The 15,747-nt window shown below is 43.7% G+C and carries 13 protein-coding genes; 1 reads left to right on the forward strand and 12 read right to left on the reverse strand.

Annotation, left to right across the window (positions count from 1 at the left end):
- Positions 1-19: 19 nt before the first annotated feature.
- Together dtd and SORDD15_RS05270 are read right to left on the reverse strand one after the other, a co-directional pair.
- The gene (gene dtd, locus SORDD15_RS05265; protein WP_061415175.1) at positions 20-463 is read right to left on the reverse strand and encodes a D-aminoacyl-tRNA deacylase; all 444 of its coding nucleotides are present in this window, start codon (positions 461-463) and stop codon (positions 20-22) included.
- Between the two features lie 29 nt (positions 464-492).
- Entirely contained in the window at positions 493-2,709 is a 2,217-nt protein-coding gene (locus tag SORDD15_RS05270; RefSeq protein WP_001123776.1) for a RelA/SpoT family protein, read from the reverse strand.
- A 292-nt stretch (positions 2,710-3,001) separates the two neighbouring features.
- Here SORDD15_RS05270 and SORDD15_RS05275 point away from each other — a divergent pair, with 292 nt between their 5' ends.
- A complete protein-coding gene (locus tag SORDD15_RS05275) occupies positions 3,002-5,368 on the forward strand; it encodes a bifunctional 2',3'-cyclic-nucleotide 2'-phosphodiesterase/3'-nucleotidase (RefSeq protein WP_061415183.1) in 2,367 nt (788 codons plus the stop codon).
- 93 nt (positions 5,369-5,461) lie between these two features.
- Here SORDD15_RS05275 and SORDD15_RS05280 read toward each other — a convergent pair whose 3' ends face one another.
- The 10 genes from SORDD15_RS05280 to metF form a co-directional block, all read right to left on the reverse strand.
- The gene (locus SORDD15_RS05280) at positions 5,462-6,592 is read right to left on the reverse strand and encodes an ABC transporter ATP-binding protein (protein WP_000229944.1); all 1,131 of its coding nucleotides are present in this window, start codon (positions 6,590-6,592) and stop codon (positions 5,462-5,464) included.
- Positions 6,593-6,705: 113 nt separating this feature from the next.
- A complete protein-coding gene (locus tag SORDD15_RS05285; protein ID WP_061415194.1) occupies positions 6,706-7,575 on the reverse strand; it encodes a helix-turn-helix domain-containing protein in 870 nt (289 codons plus the stop codon).
- A 3-nt stretch (positions 7,576-7,578) separates the two neighbouring features.
- Complete coding sequence (locus tag SORDD15_RS05290) at positions 7,579-7,965, reverse strand: Mini-ribonuclease 3 (protein WP_000567904.1); 387 nt, start codon at positions 7,963-7,965, stop codon at positions 7,579-7,581.
- The gene (gene cysS, locus SORDD15_RS05295) at positions 7,958-9,301 is read right to left on the reverse strand and encodes a cysteine--tRNA ligase (RefSeq protein ID WP_061415198.1); all 1,344 of its coding nucleotides are present in this window, start codon (positions 9,299-9,301) and stop codon (positions 7,958-7,960) included. Before cysS ends, SORDD15_RS05290 begins: the two co-directional genes overlap by 8 nt.
- A gap of 17 nt (positions 9,302-9,318) precedes the next feature.
- Positions 9,319-9,840, reverse strand: coding sequence for a dihydrofolate reductase family protein (locus tag SORDD15_RS05300; RefSeq protein ID WP_061415200.1), 522 nt, complete (start codon positions 9,838-9,840; stop codon positions 9,319-9,321).
- 8 nt (positions 9,841-9,848) lie between these two features.
- Positions 9,849-10,613, reverse strand: coding sequence for a nucleoside phosphorylase (locus SORDD15_RS05305; RefSeq protein WP_061415202.1), 765 nt, complete (start codon positions 10,611-10,613; stop codon positions 9,849-9,851).
- 3 nt (positions 10,614-10,616) lie between these two features.
- Positions 10,617-11,483: a GNAT family N-acetyltransferase gene (locus SORDD15_RS05310; protein WP_061415204.1), complete on the reverse strand. Its 867-nt coding sequence runs from the start codon at positions 11,481-11,483 to the stop codon at positions 10,617-10,619.
- An 11-nt stretch (positions 11,484-11,494) separates the two neighbouring features.
- A complete protein-coding gene (gene cysE, locus SORDD15_RS05315; RefSeq protein WP_000539961.1) occupies positions 11,495-12,112 on the reverse strand; it encodes a serine O-acetyltransferase in 618 nt (205 codons plus the stop codon).
- Positions 12,113-12,127: 15 nt separating this feature from the next.
- Positions 12,128-14,341 carry a polyribonucleotide nucleotidyltransferase gene (pnp, locus tag SORDD15_RS05320; RefSeq protein ID WP_061415207.1) on the reverse strand — a complete coding sequence of 738 codons (2,214 nt, stop codon included), beginning with the start codon at positions 14,339-14,341 and terminating at the stop codon, positions 12,128-12,130.
- A 497-nt stretch (positions 14,342-14,838) separates the two neighbouring features.
- A complete protein-coding gene (metF, locus tag SORDD15_RS05325; RefSeq protein WP_061415697.1) occupies positions 14,839-15,705 on the reverse strand; it encodes a methylenetetrahydrofolate reductase [NAD(P)H] in 867 nt (288 codons plus the stop codon).
- Between the last annotated feature and the right edge of the window lie 42 nt (positions 15,706-15,747).

Consider the following 15,747-nt stretch of genomic DNA (forward strand, 5'->3'; position numbering starts at 1 on the left):
CAAGCTGGGCTTGGTTTTCTTATCTATTTTTAGTATCAAGAATGATGGTGACTGGTCCGTCATTGACCAGCTCCACCTGCATATCCGCTCCAAAGATACCTGTCTGAATAGGTACTTCCTGTGCTAGCTTTTGATTGAGAGCATCATAGAAATCTGTTGCCATATCCGGCTTAGCTACTCCTATAAAAGCTGGACGATTGCCCTTCTTGGTATCCGCAAAGAGGGTAAACTGAGAAATAGAGAGAATTTCCCCCTCAATATCCTTGACAGATAGGTTCATTTTCCCTTCCACATCTGAAAAAATTCGCATGTTAACAAGCTTTCTTACAGCATAGTCCAGATCTTCCTCTTGGTCCTCTGGGCCAACACCGACCAATAATAAGAGACCCTGATTAATTTTTCCATGAACCTGACCTTCGATACTGACTTGGGCTTTTTTAACCCGTTGGATAATGATTTTCATAATAGCCTTTCTAGTAACTGAAGGGAGAATTAGCCGTTGGTCCGTTTGACAGAGTAGACCTCTGGCACACTCTTAATCTTATCCACGACTGTGGTCAGTGTAGAGAGGTTGGAAATACCAAAGGAGACATGGATATTAGCAAATTTCATATCCTTAGTTGGCTGAGCATTAACAGTTGAGATATTCTTGGTCGTGTTTGAGAGAACTTGTAAAACATCGTTCAAAAGCCCTGTGCGGTTGAGACCATAGATATCGATGTGAGCAGTGTATTCCTTGCTTGAGAATTGATCTTCCCATTCCACATCAAGGAGACGTTGCTCATAGTTTTCTTGGGCACGGAGATTCATACAGTCCACACGGTGAATAGCTACACCGCGTCCCTTAGTAATGTAGCCGACAATGTCGTCACCCGGAACTGGATTGCAACACTTAGCAATCCGCACTAAAAGACCTGAAGCACCTTCAATGACCACACCACCCTCATGCTTAACCTTGAGGGTTTCTTTGTTTTCGACTTTAACTTCGCCACCTTTGACAAGCTCTTCTGCTTCCGCCTTAGCCTTGGCACGTTCTTCCTCACGACGTTCCTTTTCGGTCAAACGGTTAAAGACGGTAATAGCGCCAATTTCTCCAAAACCAATGGCTGCGTAGAGGGCTTCCTCTGTCTTGTAGCTGGTCTTTTGAAGGACCTCGTCCATGTGACGCTTGTCCATGAATTTATTGGCTACATAGCCGTTTTCTTGGAACTGGGCCATCAGCATCTCACGGCCCTTGTTAACGGATAATTCCTTGTCTTGATTTTTAAAGAACTGACGAATCTTGTTGCGTGCCTTGCTGGTCTTGACCATATTGAGCCAGTCACGACTCGGACCAAAGGAGTTGGGGTTGGTGATAATTTCAACCTGATCCCCTGTCTTGAGCTTGGTTGTCAGTGGAACCATACGGCCATTGACCTTGGCACCAGTCGCTTTTTCACCGACTTTGGTATGAATTTCATAGGCAAAGTCAATCGGTCCTGAATCTTTTGGAAGGGAGCGAACCGCACCATCTGGAGTAAAGACGTAAATCTCCTCCGCCAGATAGTTCTCTTTAACAGAGTCCACAAATTCCTTGGCATCATCAGCCTGATCTTGGAGCTCCATCATCTCCTTGATCCAGTTCATCCCAATAGCAGATTCCTTACTGTTGACCTGCCCTTTAATGCCTTTCTTATAAGCCCAGTGAGCCGCAACCCCGTACTCAGCCACTTCGTGCATTTCCTTGGTCCGAATCTGAAATTCAATCGGCCCTTTTGGCCCATAAACGGTTGTATGGATAGACTGGTAACCATTGGCCTTACGATTGGCGATATAGTCTTTGAAGCGGCCTGGCATAGGTTTCCAAAGTTCATGTACATAACCCAGCATGGCGTAAACATCGCTCTGGGTATCTAAGATACAGCGAATGGCAATCAGGTCATAAATTTCCTCAAAGCGTTTCTTCTTATCCTGCATCTTGCGATAGATCGAATAGATATGCTTAGGACGACCATAGATTTTCCCTTTGAGATTGCGTTCGGTAGCATACTCTTCCAACTTGGTTACGACTTCATCGACCAAAGCCTCACGTTCTCTGCGTTTTTCCTTCATCATGTGGGTGATTTTATAAAACTCAGTTGGATTGAGATAACGGAAAGATAGATCTTCCAACTCCCACTTGACACTGGAAATCCCTAGACGATGAGCAAGTGGTGCGTAAATTTCCATGGTTTCTCTGGAGATCCGTTCTTGCTTGTCCTTTCGTAGGTGTTTGAGAGTCCGCATATTGTGCAAACGGTCCGATAATTTAACCAAGATAACACGGATATCCTCAGACATGGCCATGAGCATCTTGCGGTGATTTTCAGCCAATTGTTCCTCAAGTGATTTGTACTCAACCTTACCAAGCTTGGTCACCCCATCAACGATAATCCGAACATCATGACCAAATTCCCGCTCCAGATCATCCAGTGTCGCATCTGTGTCCTCAACAACGTCATGCAAAAAACCACAGGCAACGGTTACGGCATCCAGCTTGAGCTTAGCCAGAATGCCTGCTACCTGAATGGGGTGGATAATATAGGGCTCACCTGATTTCCGAAACTGCCCACTATGACAATCAACTGCGTAAATCAATGCTTTTTGTACAAAAGCAACGTCTTCCTTTGTCAAATATTCTTTCGTTAAAGCGACTACCTGATCGCCCGTCAAATTCACTTCTTTCGGCATCTATACTCTCCAATTCTTCCTACCATTTTATCACTTTTTTAAGGATATGAAAACTAGAAAAGCTCTGCAGTTCTATAATTTACTCCATTCCTTACAAGGATCTCAAAAAGAACAATAAACTTTAAACTGTTTTATTATTTCTATTTACTTTTATAATTAATGAGTGGATTTTATAAACAAACTAGCTATTTCTTATCATTTTTAATAAATTTTATAAAAACATTCGTATCTAACTTGATTGATTGGCTTCCATCCTGTATAATAGAGTGAAACTATTTTTGAGGAGATTTTTATGTCATCATTTCGTAAACAAGCAGTCCTTTTAGGTCTGACTGCAGCTGTATTTGCAGCTTCTACTGCACAAGCAGATGAAAAAGCTACAAATCTAGATACTAGCACAACACCTACACCAGTAGCAAACCAATCAGAAAAAACTGTTGCAGCTACTGGAAATGAGAAGGAAACGGCATCTGAAAAAACGGACGCTCCTGCTAAACAAGATGAAAATGCTACTCCAGTAGCAAGTACTGCAACACCCCCTTCTAACCTTGCAAAAGACAAAGCCCTTCAACCAACAGAAGGACAGGAAGTCGATGTCCGCATCCTTGCAACAACTGACCTTCACACCAATCTAGTTAACTATGATTATTACCAAGACAAACCTGCTGAGAACGTTGGACTAGCAAAGACAGCTGTTCTCATCGAGGAAGCTAAAAAAGAAAATAGCAATACACTTCTCGTAGATAATGGAGACACCATCCAAGGAACGCCACTTGGAACTTACAAGGCCATCGTTAACCCGGTCAAAGAAGGAGAACAACACCCTATGTATGCAGCCCTTCAAAAGCTCGGTTTTGAAGCTGGTACACTAGGAAATCATGAGTTTAACTATGGTTTAGACTACCTCAAACGTGTCATTGATACAGCTGGAATGCCAATTGTCAACGCCAATGTTGTAGATCCTAAAACGGGCGCTTATGTCTACGATCCCTATAAAATCATCAGCAAAACCTTTGTTGATAAAACTGGTCGCAAAACGACCGTCAAAATTGGGGTGACTGGAATTGTTCCCCCTCAAATTCTCAGCTGGGATAAGGCCAACCTCGAAGGAAAAATTCAGGTCAATGACTCCGTAGAAGCTATCCAAAAGATAATCCCTGAAATGCGCAAAGCAGGTGCAGACATCACTCTTGTACTCTCTCACTCAGGTATCGGAGATGATAAGTACGAAAAAGGGGAAGAAAACGAAGGCTATCAAATTGCAAGCCTACCTGGTGTGGATGCAGTCGTAACAGGGCATTCTCACGCTGAATTTCCAAGTGGAAATGGCACTGGCTTTTATGAAAAATATGCTGGTGTTGATGGCGTAAATGGTAAGATTAATGGTACTCCTGTAACCATGGCTGGAAAATATGGGGATCACCTCGGCATTATCGACCTCAACCTTATCTACAAAAATGGAAAATGGACTGTTGCCAACAGCAAAGGCTCTATTCGCAAGATTCACACTAAGTCCAAAGACGCTGATGAACGAATCAAGGAAATTGCCAAAACAGCCCACGAAGGAACCATCCAATACGTTCGCCAACAAGTCGGAACAACAACTGCACCAATCACAAGTTATTTTGCCCTTGTCAAGGATGATCCATCTGTTCAAATCGTCAATAACGCGCAAATCTGGTATGCTAAGAAAGAACTAGCAGGAACTCCTGAAGGAGATCTTCCTATTCTCTCGGCTGCGGCACCATTTAAGGCGGGAACCCGTGGAGATGCTACTGCCTATACAGATATTCCAGCTGGCCCAATCGCCATCAAAAATGTAGCCGATCTCTACCTCTACGACAATGTCACGGCTATCCTAAAAGTCACTGGAGCTCAACTCAAAGAATGGTTGGAAATGTCTGCTGGTCAGTTCAACACGATTGATCCAACTAAAAAAGAAGCGCAACAGCTCATCAATCCAAGCTACCGTACTTATAATTTTGATGTGATTGACGGTGTAACCTATGAGTACGACGTCACCCAACCAAATAAATACGATCGCGAAGGTAAGTTGATCCACCCAGATGCTAGTCGTGTCCGCAATCTAAAATACCAAGGAAAAGATGTCCGTCCAGATCAGGAATTCATCGTGGTAACCAACAATTATCGCGCAAATGGTAAATTCCCTGGTGTTCGTGATGCTAGCCTCAATCGTCTCCTCGGACTTGAAAATCGCCAAGTTATCATCAACTATATCCTCGATGTAAAAAATATCAACCCAAGTGCAGATAAAAACTGGCACTTCACAAACAGCATAAAAGGGTTGGATGTGCGTTTCTTGACAGCTGATAAAGCCAAAGACTTGGTCGGCACAGATGGTGACATTCAATATCTAGCAAGCTCTGACCAAGAAGGTTTTGGCGAATACCGCCTTCTCTATGTAGAGCCTAAGACTGAACCTGCAGAAACAAATCACCACGAGTTCCAAGATACGCAGGGACAAAATCAAGGCGATGCAATCACTCTTGCAAACGGTGGTCAAACTATTATTTTACCAAGCGCTCATAATCCAGTAGCTACTACCCTACCAAATACAGGTGAGAAAACGTCTATCCTAACCTTCCTAGGTGTCATTCTAGCAGGGCTTGGACTTTCTCTCAAGAAAAAGGAAGAATAACACAATAGAAGCAAGGCGAGACTCGTCCTGCTTCTTTTTAACCACCAAAAACACTGCCAGATTTCTCTAGCAGTGTTTTGACATTTCATTTGCTTAATAGACTGTTTTTTCAGTTTCTACGTCGAAGAAGTGTGCTTTGTTCAAGTCAAATCCAAGTTCAACTGTTGCACCTGTTTGCAAGTAGTCACGAGCATCCACTTTTGCAACAAATTCGTCTTTACCAACTTGGCAGTAAAGGTGAGATTCTGAACCAAGCAATTCTGATACTGAGATAGTAGCTTTGACAACTGATTCTGGGAATGTTTCAAGGAAAGCAGGTTCTGCATTCACATCTTCTGGACGGATACCGAAGATCAATTCTTTTCCTTCGTAGCCTTTGTCACGAAGAACTTTCAAAGCACCTTCTGGAACTTTCAAGCGGAAACCGTCAGAAACAATTTCGCTACCAACCAATTTCACATTGATGAAGTTCATAGCTGGGCTTCCGATGAATCCTGCTACAAATTTGTTAACTGGGTTTTTGTAAACTTCTTGAGGTGTACCGATTTGTTCAACACGTCCGATAGTACCGGTACCAGCAGGGTTCTTAGTTGCTGACATGATAACGATACGGTCCGCAAGTGTCATCGCTTCTGTTTGGTCGTGCGTTACGTAGATAGTTGTAGCTCCGATACGACGGTGGATTTTCGCAATTTCAGCACGCATTGATACACGAAGTTTGGCATCCAAGTTTGACAAAGGTTCGTCCATCAAGAATACTTTTGCATCACGGACGATGGCACGACCCATGGCAACACGTTGACGTTGACCACCTGAGAGGTCAGCAGGTTTACGATCCAAGAATTCTTTCAAACCAAGGATTGCTGCCGCTTCTTGCACACGTTTGTCGATGTCTTCTTTGCTGTATTTACGCAATTTCAAACCGAAAGCCATGTTGTCATACACAGTCATGTGTGGGTAAAGAGCGTAGTTTTGGAATACCATGGCGATGTCACGGTCTTTTGGAGCTACGTCGTTGACAACCACGCCATCGATAGATGCAGTACCTTCTGTAATGTCTTCAAGACCAGCAATCATACGAAGAGTTGTTGATTTACCACATCCTGAAGGACCTACGAAAACGATAAATTCTTTGTCTTTGATGTCCAAGTTGAAGTCTTCAACTGAGTAGTGTTCGCTGTTTGGATATTTTTTGTAAATGTTTTTAAGATTTAATTCTACCATCGAGGTGAACTCCTTTTGTCTTTTGATAGTTTTATTATAAATGAAAACGCTTTACTTTTCTATGGCAAAGTGACCAAAAAAATAAAAAAGTTCTGTGCAACTTGCACAAAACTTTAAAGAATATCTGGTAAAATCAACTGATAACACAAGGTGAGATCCGTTAACTCCTTCAACTGAAGTCCTGTCAATTCTTCCCATTTGTCAATCTTGTATTGGAGAGAGTTGCGGTGCAGATAGAGTTGCTGGGCTGTTTTAGTCAGAACAGCACTGTTTTCCCAAAGGGAGAGAATAATTTCCTGAATCTGATCCTGATCCAAGATCATCTGGTGCAGGCATTCCTTGATTACCTTCAGGTCCACTAGTCTTTCTCCCATACTCCACAGATAGAGTTGTGAAAAGGTGTGTACACCTTGATGTCCCTGACGCCACCAAGTCTTAAACAAATCTCGCTCCGTTTTGATTAGGTCTGACAGGGCTTGAGGACCTGTCTGAGACCAAACCTGGCCTAACATGATAGACAGACGAAGGCCAAAGTCATACTCAACCGCTTCAATCGTATCAGATAAGATTGAGCGAACAGAGGTATATTTATCTTGTTGAAGCACAAATACATAATCCTGAGCACCGACCTGAAGTACCGTCTGACAGTTGGGAAAAAGAGTCCGCATCATGTCTAGCCAAGAGGATAGACTTTCCTGTTGGAAATAGGAAAGATGGCAATAAACCAGCTGAATTTTTTTAAATGCTTGCGGTGCCTGCCCCTTCCCCTCAATCAGATAGGGATACCAAGGATTGAGCGAACGAGCCTGCTCTTGCTGGGTCAAAAGGGCAACCAGCTGCTTTTCACGCTCGCTGAGCCCATCTTCCTCCAGTAAAATCCACTGCTGAGAAGCTAAAGGGAGAGTGAGATAGCCTGGTTTCTCTACTGGCTGATCTGAAATCTGAGCTTCAGGAAACCAGTCTTGTAATTCCTTTGCAATCATATTCTAGCCCTCCACTTTTTGGATGCACCAAGAAATTATGGTCTCTAGGCGCTCCACATTTTCAGTCAGATGGAGATAGCCCATCACCGCCTCAAAGCCAGTAGACATGCGGTAAGTCACCACATCTGCATTTTTAGCCTTTGTATGACTATTGGTATTGCGACCTCGTTTGTAGATTTCTTCTTCTTTTTCCGTCAGGACTTGCTCTTCCAACATGAGGGCAATCAAGTGAGCTTGAGCCTTGGCTGACACATACTTAGTTGCCTCTTGGTGGAGCTTGTTGGGTTTAGTCATGCCTTTGAGAATGAGATGGCGACGAATATACATGGAATAAACCGCATCTCCTTCAAAAGCCAGCGCAATCCCGTTAATGAGATTGACATCAATCACGAGTCCACCTCACTCCATCCTTGGTATCAAGGAGCTTAATTCCTTGAGCAGCCAATTGATCACGGATTTGGTCCGCTGTCGCAAAGTCACGATTAGCACGCGCTTCTTGGCGTTTTTGGATTAAGGATTCAATGTCTGCATCCAAAACTTCCTCAACAAAGACAATCCCAAAGACTTCCAACATCGCCGCAAGAGCTTGCTTAACACTTGCATCATAGTTGCCGGAGTTGATCCACTTGGCCATTTCAAAGACGACTGTGATACCGTTGGCAGAGTTGAAATCCTCATCCATAGCAGCTACAAACTTGTCTTTAAAGGCTTGTAACTCTTGGGTATCCACGTTTTCTGTAAATGGTTGTTCGTAAGTGTTCTTCAGATATTTGAGGTTAGTCTCGGCGTCTCGCACTGCTTTTTCAGTAAAGTTGATAGGCTTACGGTAATGCTGAGTCGCAAAGAAGAAACGAAGCACTTGACCATCAATGGTTTTGAGGGCATCATGGACGGTGATAAAGTTGCCCAAGGACTTAGACATCTTGACATTGTCGATATTGACAAAGCCATTGTGCATCCAGTAGTTGGCAAAAGTCTTGCCTGTTTTGGCTTCTGACTGGGCAATTTCATTGGTATGATGCGGAAACTCCAGATCGGCTCCCCCACCGTGGATATCAATGGTATCTCCCAAAATCTCTGTCGACATGACTGAACATTCGATATGCCAACCCGGACGACCAGGTCCCCAAGGACTGTCCCAAGAAATCTCGCCTGGTTTTGCAGCTTTCCAAAGGGCAAAGTCTACAGGATTTTCCTTGCGAGCTGTTTCTTCATCAGTACGACCTGAAGCACCCAGCTCCAAATCTTCCAAGGTTTTATTAGCCAACTTAGCATAGTTGTGGGATTTTTCCACACGGAAGTAAACGTCCCCTTGACTCTCATAGGCAAAGCCTTTCTCAATCAAGTCTTCCACAAAACGGATGATGTCATCCATAAACTCCACCACTCGTGGATGGCGGGTCGCAGGTTTGACACCTAGAGCCGTTACATCCTCCCGAAAGGCTGCGATGTACTTATCCGCAACCTCCTGAGACGTGATGCCTTCTTCCTTGGCACGGTTAATGATCTTATCATCTACATCCGTAAAATTGGAAATATAGGCAACCTCGTAGCCACGGTACTCAAAGTAACGACGAATGGTATCAAAAGCCACCGTCGAACGGGCATTCCCCACGTGGATATAGTTGTAGACTGTCGGTCCACAGACATACATTTTAACCTTGCCGTCCTCGATTGGGACAAATTCTCGTAAATCACGAGACATGGTGTCGTAAATTTTAATCATGTGGTCCACTCCCTTCTCTATTTCTGAATTTTTCGGCTGAAAACCAGCTCTGCAAAAGGACCAAATTGTCTGAGGCTATCCAGTTGGTAAAAGCGCTGCCCTTCCTCTTGGGTAAAGAGGGGAACCCCCTTTCCTAGGATAAGGGGCGCTATCTGAATAATGAGGTGGTCGAAAAGATCCGCATCCAAGAGCGGTCCTACCAAGGAATTACCACCAATCACAAAGACATTTTTGCCTTTGTCAATCTGGCGAACAAAGTCCACCACATCCCCAGCTACTGGCTGGTAATGGCTGACAGGCAGGTGCCTATCATGCGTAAAGACATAGTTTTCCGTAGCTTGATAAAAACTTTCTACATCTTGCAAATCTTGGATTTCCTCAAAGGTCCGCTTGCCCATGATGGTGATATCCATTTGCCTGTAAAAGGCATCATATCCTGTATCCTCTACAGAACCAAGCTGATGCAACCAGTCTATCCTGTGCTGGCTGTCTGCCAAGTAGCCATCCATGGTAATACAGCCGTAAAAATATACTGCCATTCTTGTAGTTACCTTTCTAGTTCCTTTGCTATTGTCAAAGCGATAGTGAAAAAAGTCATGGCATCAGCTGTCCGCTCTTCACGGCGGGCATCCCAGGTTCGGTTATGATGATCCACATAGTCAGCTGTGTAGAAGAACTGATAGACTTTTGCTTGTCGAAATTGACTCCAAGCCATGATAGCTGAAGCTTCCATATCCACCACTTTGGCTCCAGCAGCCAAGCGACGCTTGACCTTATCAGGCGTTTCTCGATAAAAGGCATCCGTCGTCCAAGCTTTGGTGCGGATATGCTCAATACCAGATTTATTCAAAGCTTCTTCCATGGTCAAGAGCAAAGTTTCGTCATAAGCTATCTCATCACTTGCAGGAGCATAGTGGTAACTTGTACCTTCATCACGTATAGCTGAACTTGGTAGGATAATCTTATCCGCCTGAATAGACTGATCCAGAACGCCACAAGATCCTAAAATGATAAAGTTTTTAAACCCTCTCGCTTTGAGCTCTTCTAAGAGTCCTACAGCCATCGGAGCCCCAATCCCAATCATGGCTACTGCAAGTTTACGACCAGCTACTTTATAGATATACCATGGAAATTTACCATTTAGATTGGTGAGATAGCCAGCTTCATAAACACCTTCACACTGCTTGACTCCTTCAAGGATTTCTCCATTAAAAGATAAAATAATCGTCTCACAGACTTCTCCACCACCACAAAGACTTGGATCAGTTGGTTCGATAACAGCAGGTACATTTTCGAATTCTTCCAAGAGCATTTTCTACCCTTTCTCATTCAGATAAACCACCTGGGTCTGTTTGACAAAGCCAATTTTTTCATACAAGCGCTTGGCACCTACGTTGCTATCTTCTACTGCAATCTGAAATTCCTTATCATTTTGCTCAATCAGTTGGTTGACAAGAGATTTTGCTAAGTAGCTTCCATAGCCTTTTCCACGTTCAGGTTCCGATATTGCTAAACCGTAGAAGTAATTCGTATTAGTCGATAAATCTACCGTGCAAGTCCCAATAACCTGACCGTTTTTTAATAAAATATATAGGCGACTTTCTGGATCTTTTAGAGCTTCAGCAACATATCTATCTGCAACTTCTCTCGATTCATGTTCCTCTGAAAATGCCTGAAAATTTAACTGGCTAATTTGCTCCTGATATGAACTATCTGCTAACAAAACTTCAAGATTGGAAAGTTTTACTAACGGATAAGGTCTTCTATCCTTACCTAACCAGGTTTCTGTATCTTCATCCTCGACTAATCCCCAGTTGCTGACAAAATCAGGATGACGATCTAGAAAAATACGTTCTGTCTGAAAAGTAACTGAACGAATAGGGAAAGAAGCCGTTTCTTTCTCAAAACTCGTAAACAAAGCACGCGCAATTCCCTGACGGCGATGATTTGGATGAACCAGTATCGTCACTTCCACATCTTGGTCATCAGCATAGACAGTTAATAGACCAACAAGTTCGCCTTTTTCATAATAAAGGAAAAAGGCGGGCATGTTTGGGTCAAAATTAAGCATGTTAGAGAGATAAGGAGCACGATAAGTTCCATCATAGGCTTGGCAACAGTCAATTAGTTTTTTCGCTTCAAATAACTCTTCTTGGCTCAACTTATTTCTTGCTTGAATCATATAGGTATCCTCTACAAACCAGACGATCTGTGGCTGGCTTCTCTAGCCTGCTCGAGTTTATTGACGTAGTACTCTCGTTTTTCTTCGACTTCGTGGATCGTTGGTTCATCCTTCTGTCCATGAACGCGAACAATCTTAGCTGGAATACCGACAACTGTCACATCACTAGGTACGTCTGCCACGACTACTGCAGCAGCACCGACTTTGGCATTTTCACCGATTTCTACCGGTCCGATGACTTGGGCATGGGCTGATATGAGAGCTCCTTTACGCACAGTCGGATGGCGTTTGCCAACATCTTTCCCTGTCCCACCAAGTGTTACTCCATGATAGAGAAGAACGCCTTTTTCAACAATAGCCGTCTCTCCAATCACCAGACCTGAACCATGGTCGATAAAAACACCTGAGTCAATCTGGGCACCCGGATGAATCTCGATTTGGGTCCAAAAGCGCCAAAACTGACTGTGCATCCGAGCTAGGAGTTTGAAGCCGTGCTTCCAGAGAAAATGCGAGAGACGGTGAGCCGCTAAGGCCTTAACACCTGGATAAGTCAGCAAAACTTCCAAACTGTTGCGTGCCGCTGGATCATTTTCTTTTACAATATCAATGGTTTCGCGCCACCATCCCATACATTTCTCCTTTTCTTATTCTGAATCTTTTGGTGTTTCTGTAACTTCTTTCTTAGGTTTGTGGTCCTTGTGATGACGTGGACGGTGAGGTCGCTCAGACTTTTCACCTTTTTCATCATGCTCAGGTTTTGGAGGACGAGGAAGAAGAGCTTTCATAGAGGCATCGATACGGCCTTTTTCATCAATCTTGACAACCTTAACATCGACTTCATCACCGATAGCTACCAAGTCCTCGACACGGTTGGTACGAGTCCAAGCCATTTCAGAAATGTGCACAAGTGCATCTGTCTTATCAAAAAGGTTGACAAAAGCACCAAATTTCTCGATACGAACCACCTTAGCGTGGTAAACTTCATCCACTTTAGCTTCACGAACCAAACCGGCAATGATTTCTTTGGTACGGTTAATGGCGTCTTGGTCACTTGAGTAGATAGAGACGTTTCCTTCTTCGTCGATGTCAATCTTAACGCCCGTTTCAGCGATAATCTTATCGATGGTTTCACCACCCTTACCGATAACAATCTTGATCTTGTCCACATCAATCTTGATGGTGTCAATTTTCGGAGCAGTTGGAGCCAATTCTGGACGAACTTCTGGAATCGTTGCTTCAATCACATCAAGGATTTCAAAACGCGCTTTCTTGGCTTGAGCAAGAGCCTCAGTCAAGATTTCTGCAGTAATCCCTTGGATCTTGATATCCATTTGAAGGGCTGTAATCCCGTCACGAGTTCCGGCAACCTTAAAGTCCATGTCTCCAAAGTGGTCTTCCAACCCTTGGATATCTGTCAATACTGTATAGTTATTTCCATCTGAGATGAGACCCATGGCAATCCCTGCTACTGGCGCCTTGATTGGCACACCACCAGCCATAAGGGCAAGAGTTCCCGCACAGATAGAGGCTTGAGATGAAGAACCGTTTGATTCCAAGACCTCTGCTACCAAGCGGATCGCATATGGGAATTCTTCCAAACTTGGCAAAACTTGAGCAAGAGCACGCTCACCAAGAGCACCGTGACCAATTTCACGACGACCTGGCGCACCATAACGACCTGTTTCCCCTACAGAGTATTGAGGGAAGTTATAGTGGTGCATAAAGCGTTTCTTGTACTCTGGGTCCAAACCATCGATGATTTGAGTTTCTCCCATCGGAGCCAAGGTCAAGACAGAAAGGGCTTGCGTTTGTCCACGAGTAAAGAGACCGGAACCGTGCACACGAGGAAGGAAGTCAACAACCGCATCCAAAGGACGGATTTCATCGACCTTACGACCGTCGGGACGAACCTTGTCTTCTGTGATCAAACGACGCACTTCTGCGTGTTCCATTTGTTCCAAGATTTCAGCTACATCACGCATGATACGGTCACATTCTTCGTGGTCTGCGTATTTTTCTTCGTAAACTGCAGTTACTTGGTCTTTAACCGCTTGAGTCGCAGCTTCACGCGCCAATTTCTCTTCGACTTGAACGGCTTTTTGAAGGTCGCTGTTATAGGCTGCGATAATTTCAGCCTGTAATTCAGCATCTACGTGAAGCAATTCGACTTCTGCTTTTTCCTTACCTACTACTGCAACGATTTCTTCTTGGAAAGCAATCAATTCTTTAACGGCTTCATGCCCTTTTAGAAGGGCTTCCAACATGATTTCTTCTGACAATTCTTTGGCACCAGACTCAACCATGTTGATAGCATGCTTGGTACCAGCTACTGTCAATTCAAGAAGTGAACGTTCTGCTTGCTCTTGACTTGGGTTGATGATGATTTGGCCATCAACATAACCTACTTGTACCCCAGCGATTGGTCCGTCAAACGGAATATCTGATATAGAAAGCGCCAAGGATGAACCAAACATAGCTGCCATTGGTGCAGAGGCATTTTCATCATAAGAAAGCACTGTGTTGATGACTTGCACTTCATTACGGAAACCTTCCGCAAACATAGGACGGATGGGACGGTCAATCAAACGCGCTGTCAAGGTTGCGTCTGTCGAAGGACGTCCTTCACGTTTCATAAAGCCACCAGGAAACTTCCCAGCCGCATACATTTTTTCTTCGTAGTTGACTTGAAGTGGGAAGAAATCCCCAGTTGACATTTTCTTAGACATAACGGCAGCAGTCAAGACAGTTGACTCACCGTAACGCACGACAACAGAGCCATTTGCTTGCTTAGCAACCTGACCAGTCTCTACGATTAACTCACGACCCGCAAAAGTCGTTTGAAACACTTGTTTTGTCATTAAAATCCCCTTTGGATTGATTATATTATACGTCTTGCCTACAAAAATCAGGATACAAAGGGCGTAAAGAATCCCGTATGAAAATAGGAGATTGACGCAGTGTGCGATGCACACCAGGAAACCTATCTTTTTCACTAGGGATTTAGCCCGTGTTCAACTTTCAAGATACAAATCATTAGAAAGGTTTGATGCTAAAGCATCTAATCCTTTCACGCTAATCGCTATCAGACGATTAACTAAATGCTTTGCTAGCTCTCTCGTCAAATATTATCGATTTGACTCGTTCGTGTCGCTTCAACTAAATGCTAAAAAGAACAAATTATGAAAAAATTTCTGTCATAAAATCGAGAATCGACAAAGCCTTTAAAACTTTTATACCCTCATCTTTGTATCAAGTACGTACAGAGTCTATTTTATCATATTTTTCTTAAAAAGTGCGGGCTTTTCTATTAAAAAGGAACCATTCCCCTCACTTGAGAAGAATGGTTTGCTTTTTATTATCCTAAAGACTGATGGTTAAACAAGGCATGGGTTGCTTGGTGGATGTATTTTGCTGTTTCAGCATTGTTCATGGTATAGAGATGTACACCGGCGACATCCTGGGTTACCAAGTCCACGATTTGATCCACTGCATAGGCAAGTCCTGCTGCTCTGAGCGACTCAGGGTCATGCTCATACTTGTCTAAGATGGCCTTGAATTTACGTGGAAGGTGGATATTCTCACAAGTCTTCAAGAGGCGGAGAGCCTGATTTCGATTCAGAATAGGCATAATCCCTGCATGAATAGGAACATCAATCCCAGCCAGGGTACACTTGTCTTGGAAATCATAGAAGCGCTCATTATCAAAGAAGAGTTGGGTAACTAAGCTAGAGCAGCCAGCATCCACTTTTTTCTTGAGATTTTGAATATCTGAGATTTGGTTTGGCGAGTCAGGATGCCCCTCTGGGTAACAAGCGCCAATAATATCAAAGTGAGGAGCTTGTTCCTTGATGAACTCAATCAAATCTGTTGCGTAGCGGAAATCCCTTTGTGGTTCCACATCAGGGATAATATCCCCACGCAAGGCCAAGATTTTCTGTACCCCAACCTTATCCAAGTCTGCAATGGTTTCAGCAACCTTGTCCTTAGTCAAATAGATGGCTGGTAAGTGGGCAATGGTTGGAATCTCCAAGTCATTTTGGATAAAGTCAGCCAACCGAACCGTTGTTTCCTTGATATTAAATTTATTATTGCTGGCGGTCACACTGATAAAGTGCGGCGTCAGCTCCCGCATATCCTGCAAAGCTGAAATAATTTTATCATTACCCACAGCTGGGTTTGGAGGGAACACTTCAAATGAAAGTGACGGCGTTTGGCGTGACATAGTCATTATCCTTTTCTTTTTGATTTCATGATTGCTAAGCCG

Source organism: Streptococcus oralis, assembly GCF_001578935.1.
Lineage (GTDB): Bacteria > Bacillota > Bacilli > Lactobacillales > Streptococcaceae > Streptococcus > Streptococcus oralis_R.

Bases quoted from the DNA above. Each gene is read 5' to 3' on its own strand.
- dtd (WP_061415175.1), bottom strand. From the start codon at position 463: ATGAAAATCATTATCCAACGGGTTAAAAAAGCCCAAGTCAGTATCGAA.
- SORDD15_RS05270 (WP_001123776.1), bottom strand. From the start codon at position 2,709: ATGCCGAAAGAAGTGAATTTGACGGGCGATCAGGTAGTCGCTTTAACG.
- SORDD15_RS05275 (WP_061415183.1), top strand. From the start codon at position 3,002: ATGTCATCATTTCGTAAACAAGCAGTCCTTTTAGGTCTGACTGCAGCT.
- SORDD15_RS05280 (WP_000229944.1), bottom strand. From the start codon at position 6,592: ATGGTAGAATTAAATCTTAAAAACATTTACAAAAAATATCCAAACAGC.
- SORDD15_RS05285 (WP_061415194.1), bottom strand. From the start codon at position 7,575: ATGATTGCAAAGGAATTACAAGACTGGTTTCCTGAAGCTCAGATTTCA.
- cysS (WP_061415198.1), bottom strand. From the start codon at position 9,301: ATGATTAAAATTTACGACACCATGTCTCGTGATTTACGAGAATTTGTC.
- SORDD15_RS05300 (WP_061415200.1), bottom strand. From the start codon at position 9,840: ATGGCAGTATATTTTTACGGCTGTATTACCATGGATGGCTACTTGGCA.
- SORDD15_RS05305 (WP_061415202.1), bottom strand. From the start codon at position 10,613: ATGCTCTTGGAAGAATTCGAAAATGTACCTGCTGTTATCGAACCAACT.
- SORDD15_RS05310 (WP_061415204.1), bottom strand. From the start codon at position 11,483: ATGATTCAAGCAAGAAATAAGTTGAGCCAAGAAGAGTTATTTGAAGCG.
- cysE (WP_000539961.1), bottom strand. From the start codon at position 12,112: ATGGGATGGTGGCGCGAAACCATTGATATTGTAAAAGAAAATGATCCA.
- pnp (WP_061415207.1), bottom strand. From the start codon at position 14,341: ATGACAAAACAAGTGTTTCAAACGACTTTTGCGGGTCGTGAGTTAATC.
- metF (WP_061415697.1), bottom strand. From the start codon at position 15,705: ATGTCACGCCAAACGCCGTCACTTTCATTTGAAGTGTTCCCTCCAAAC.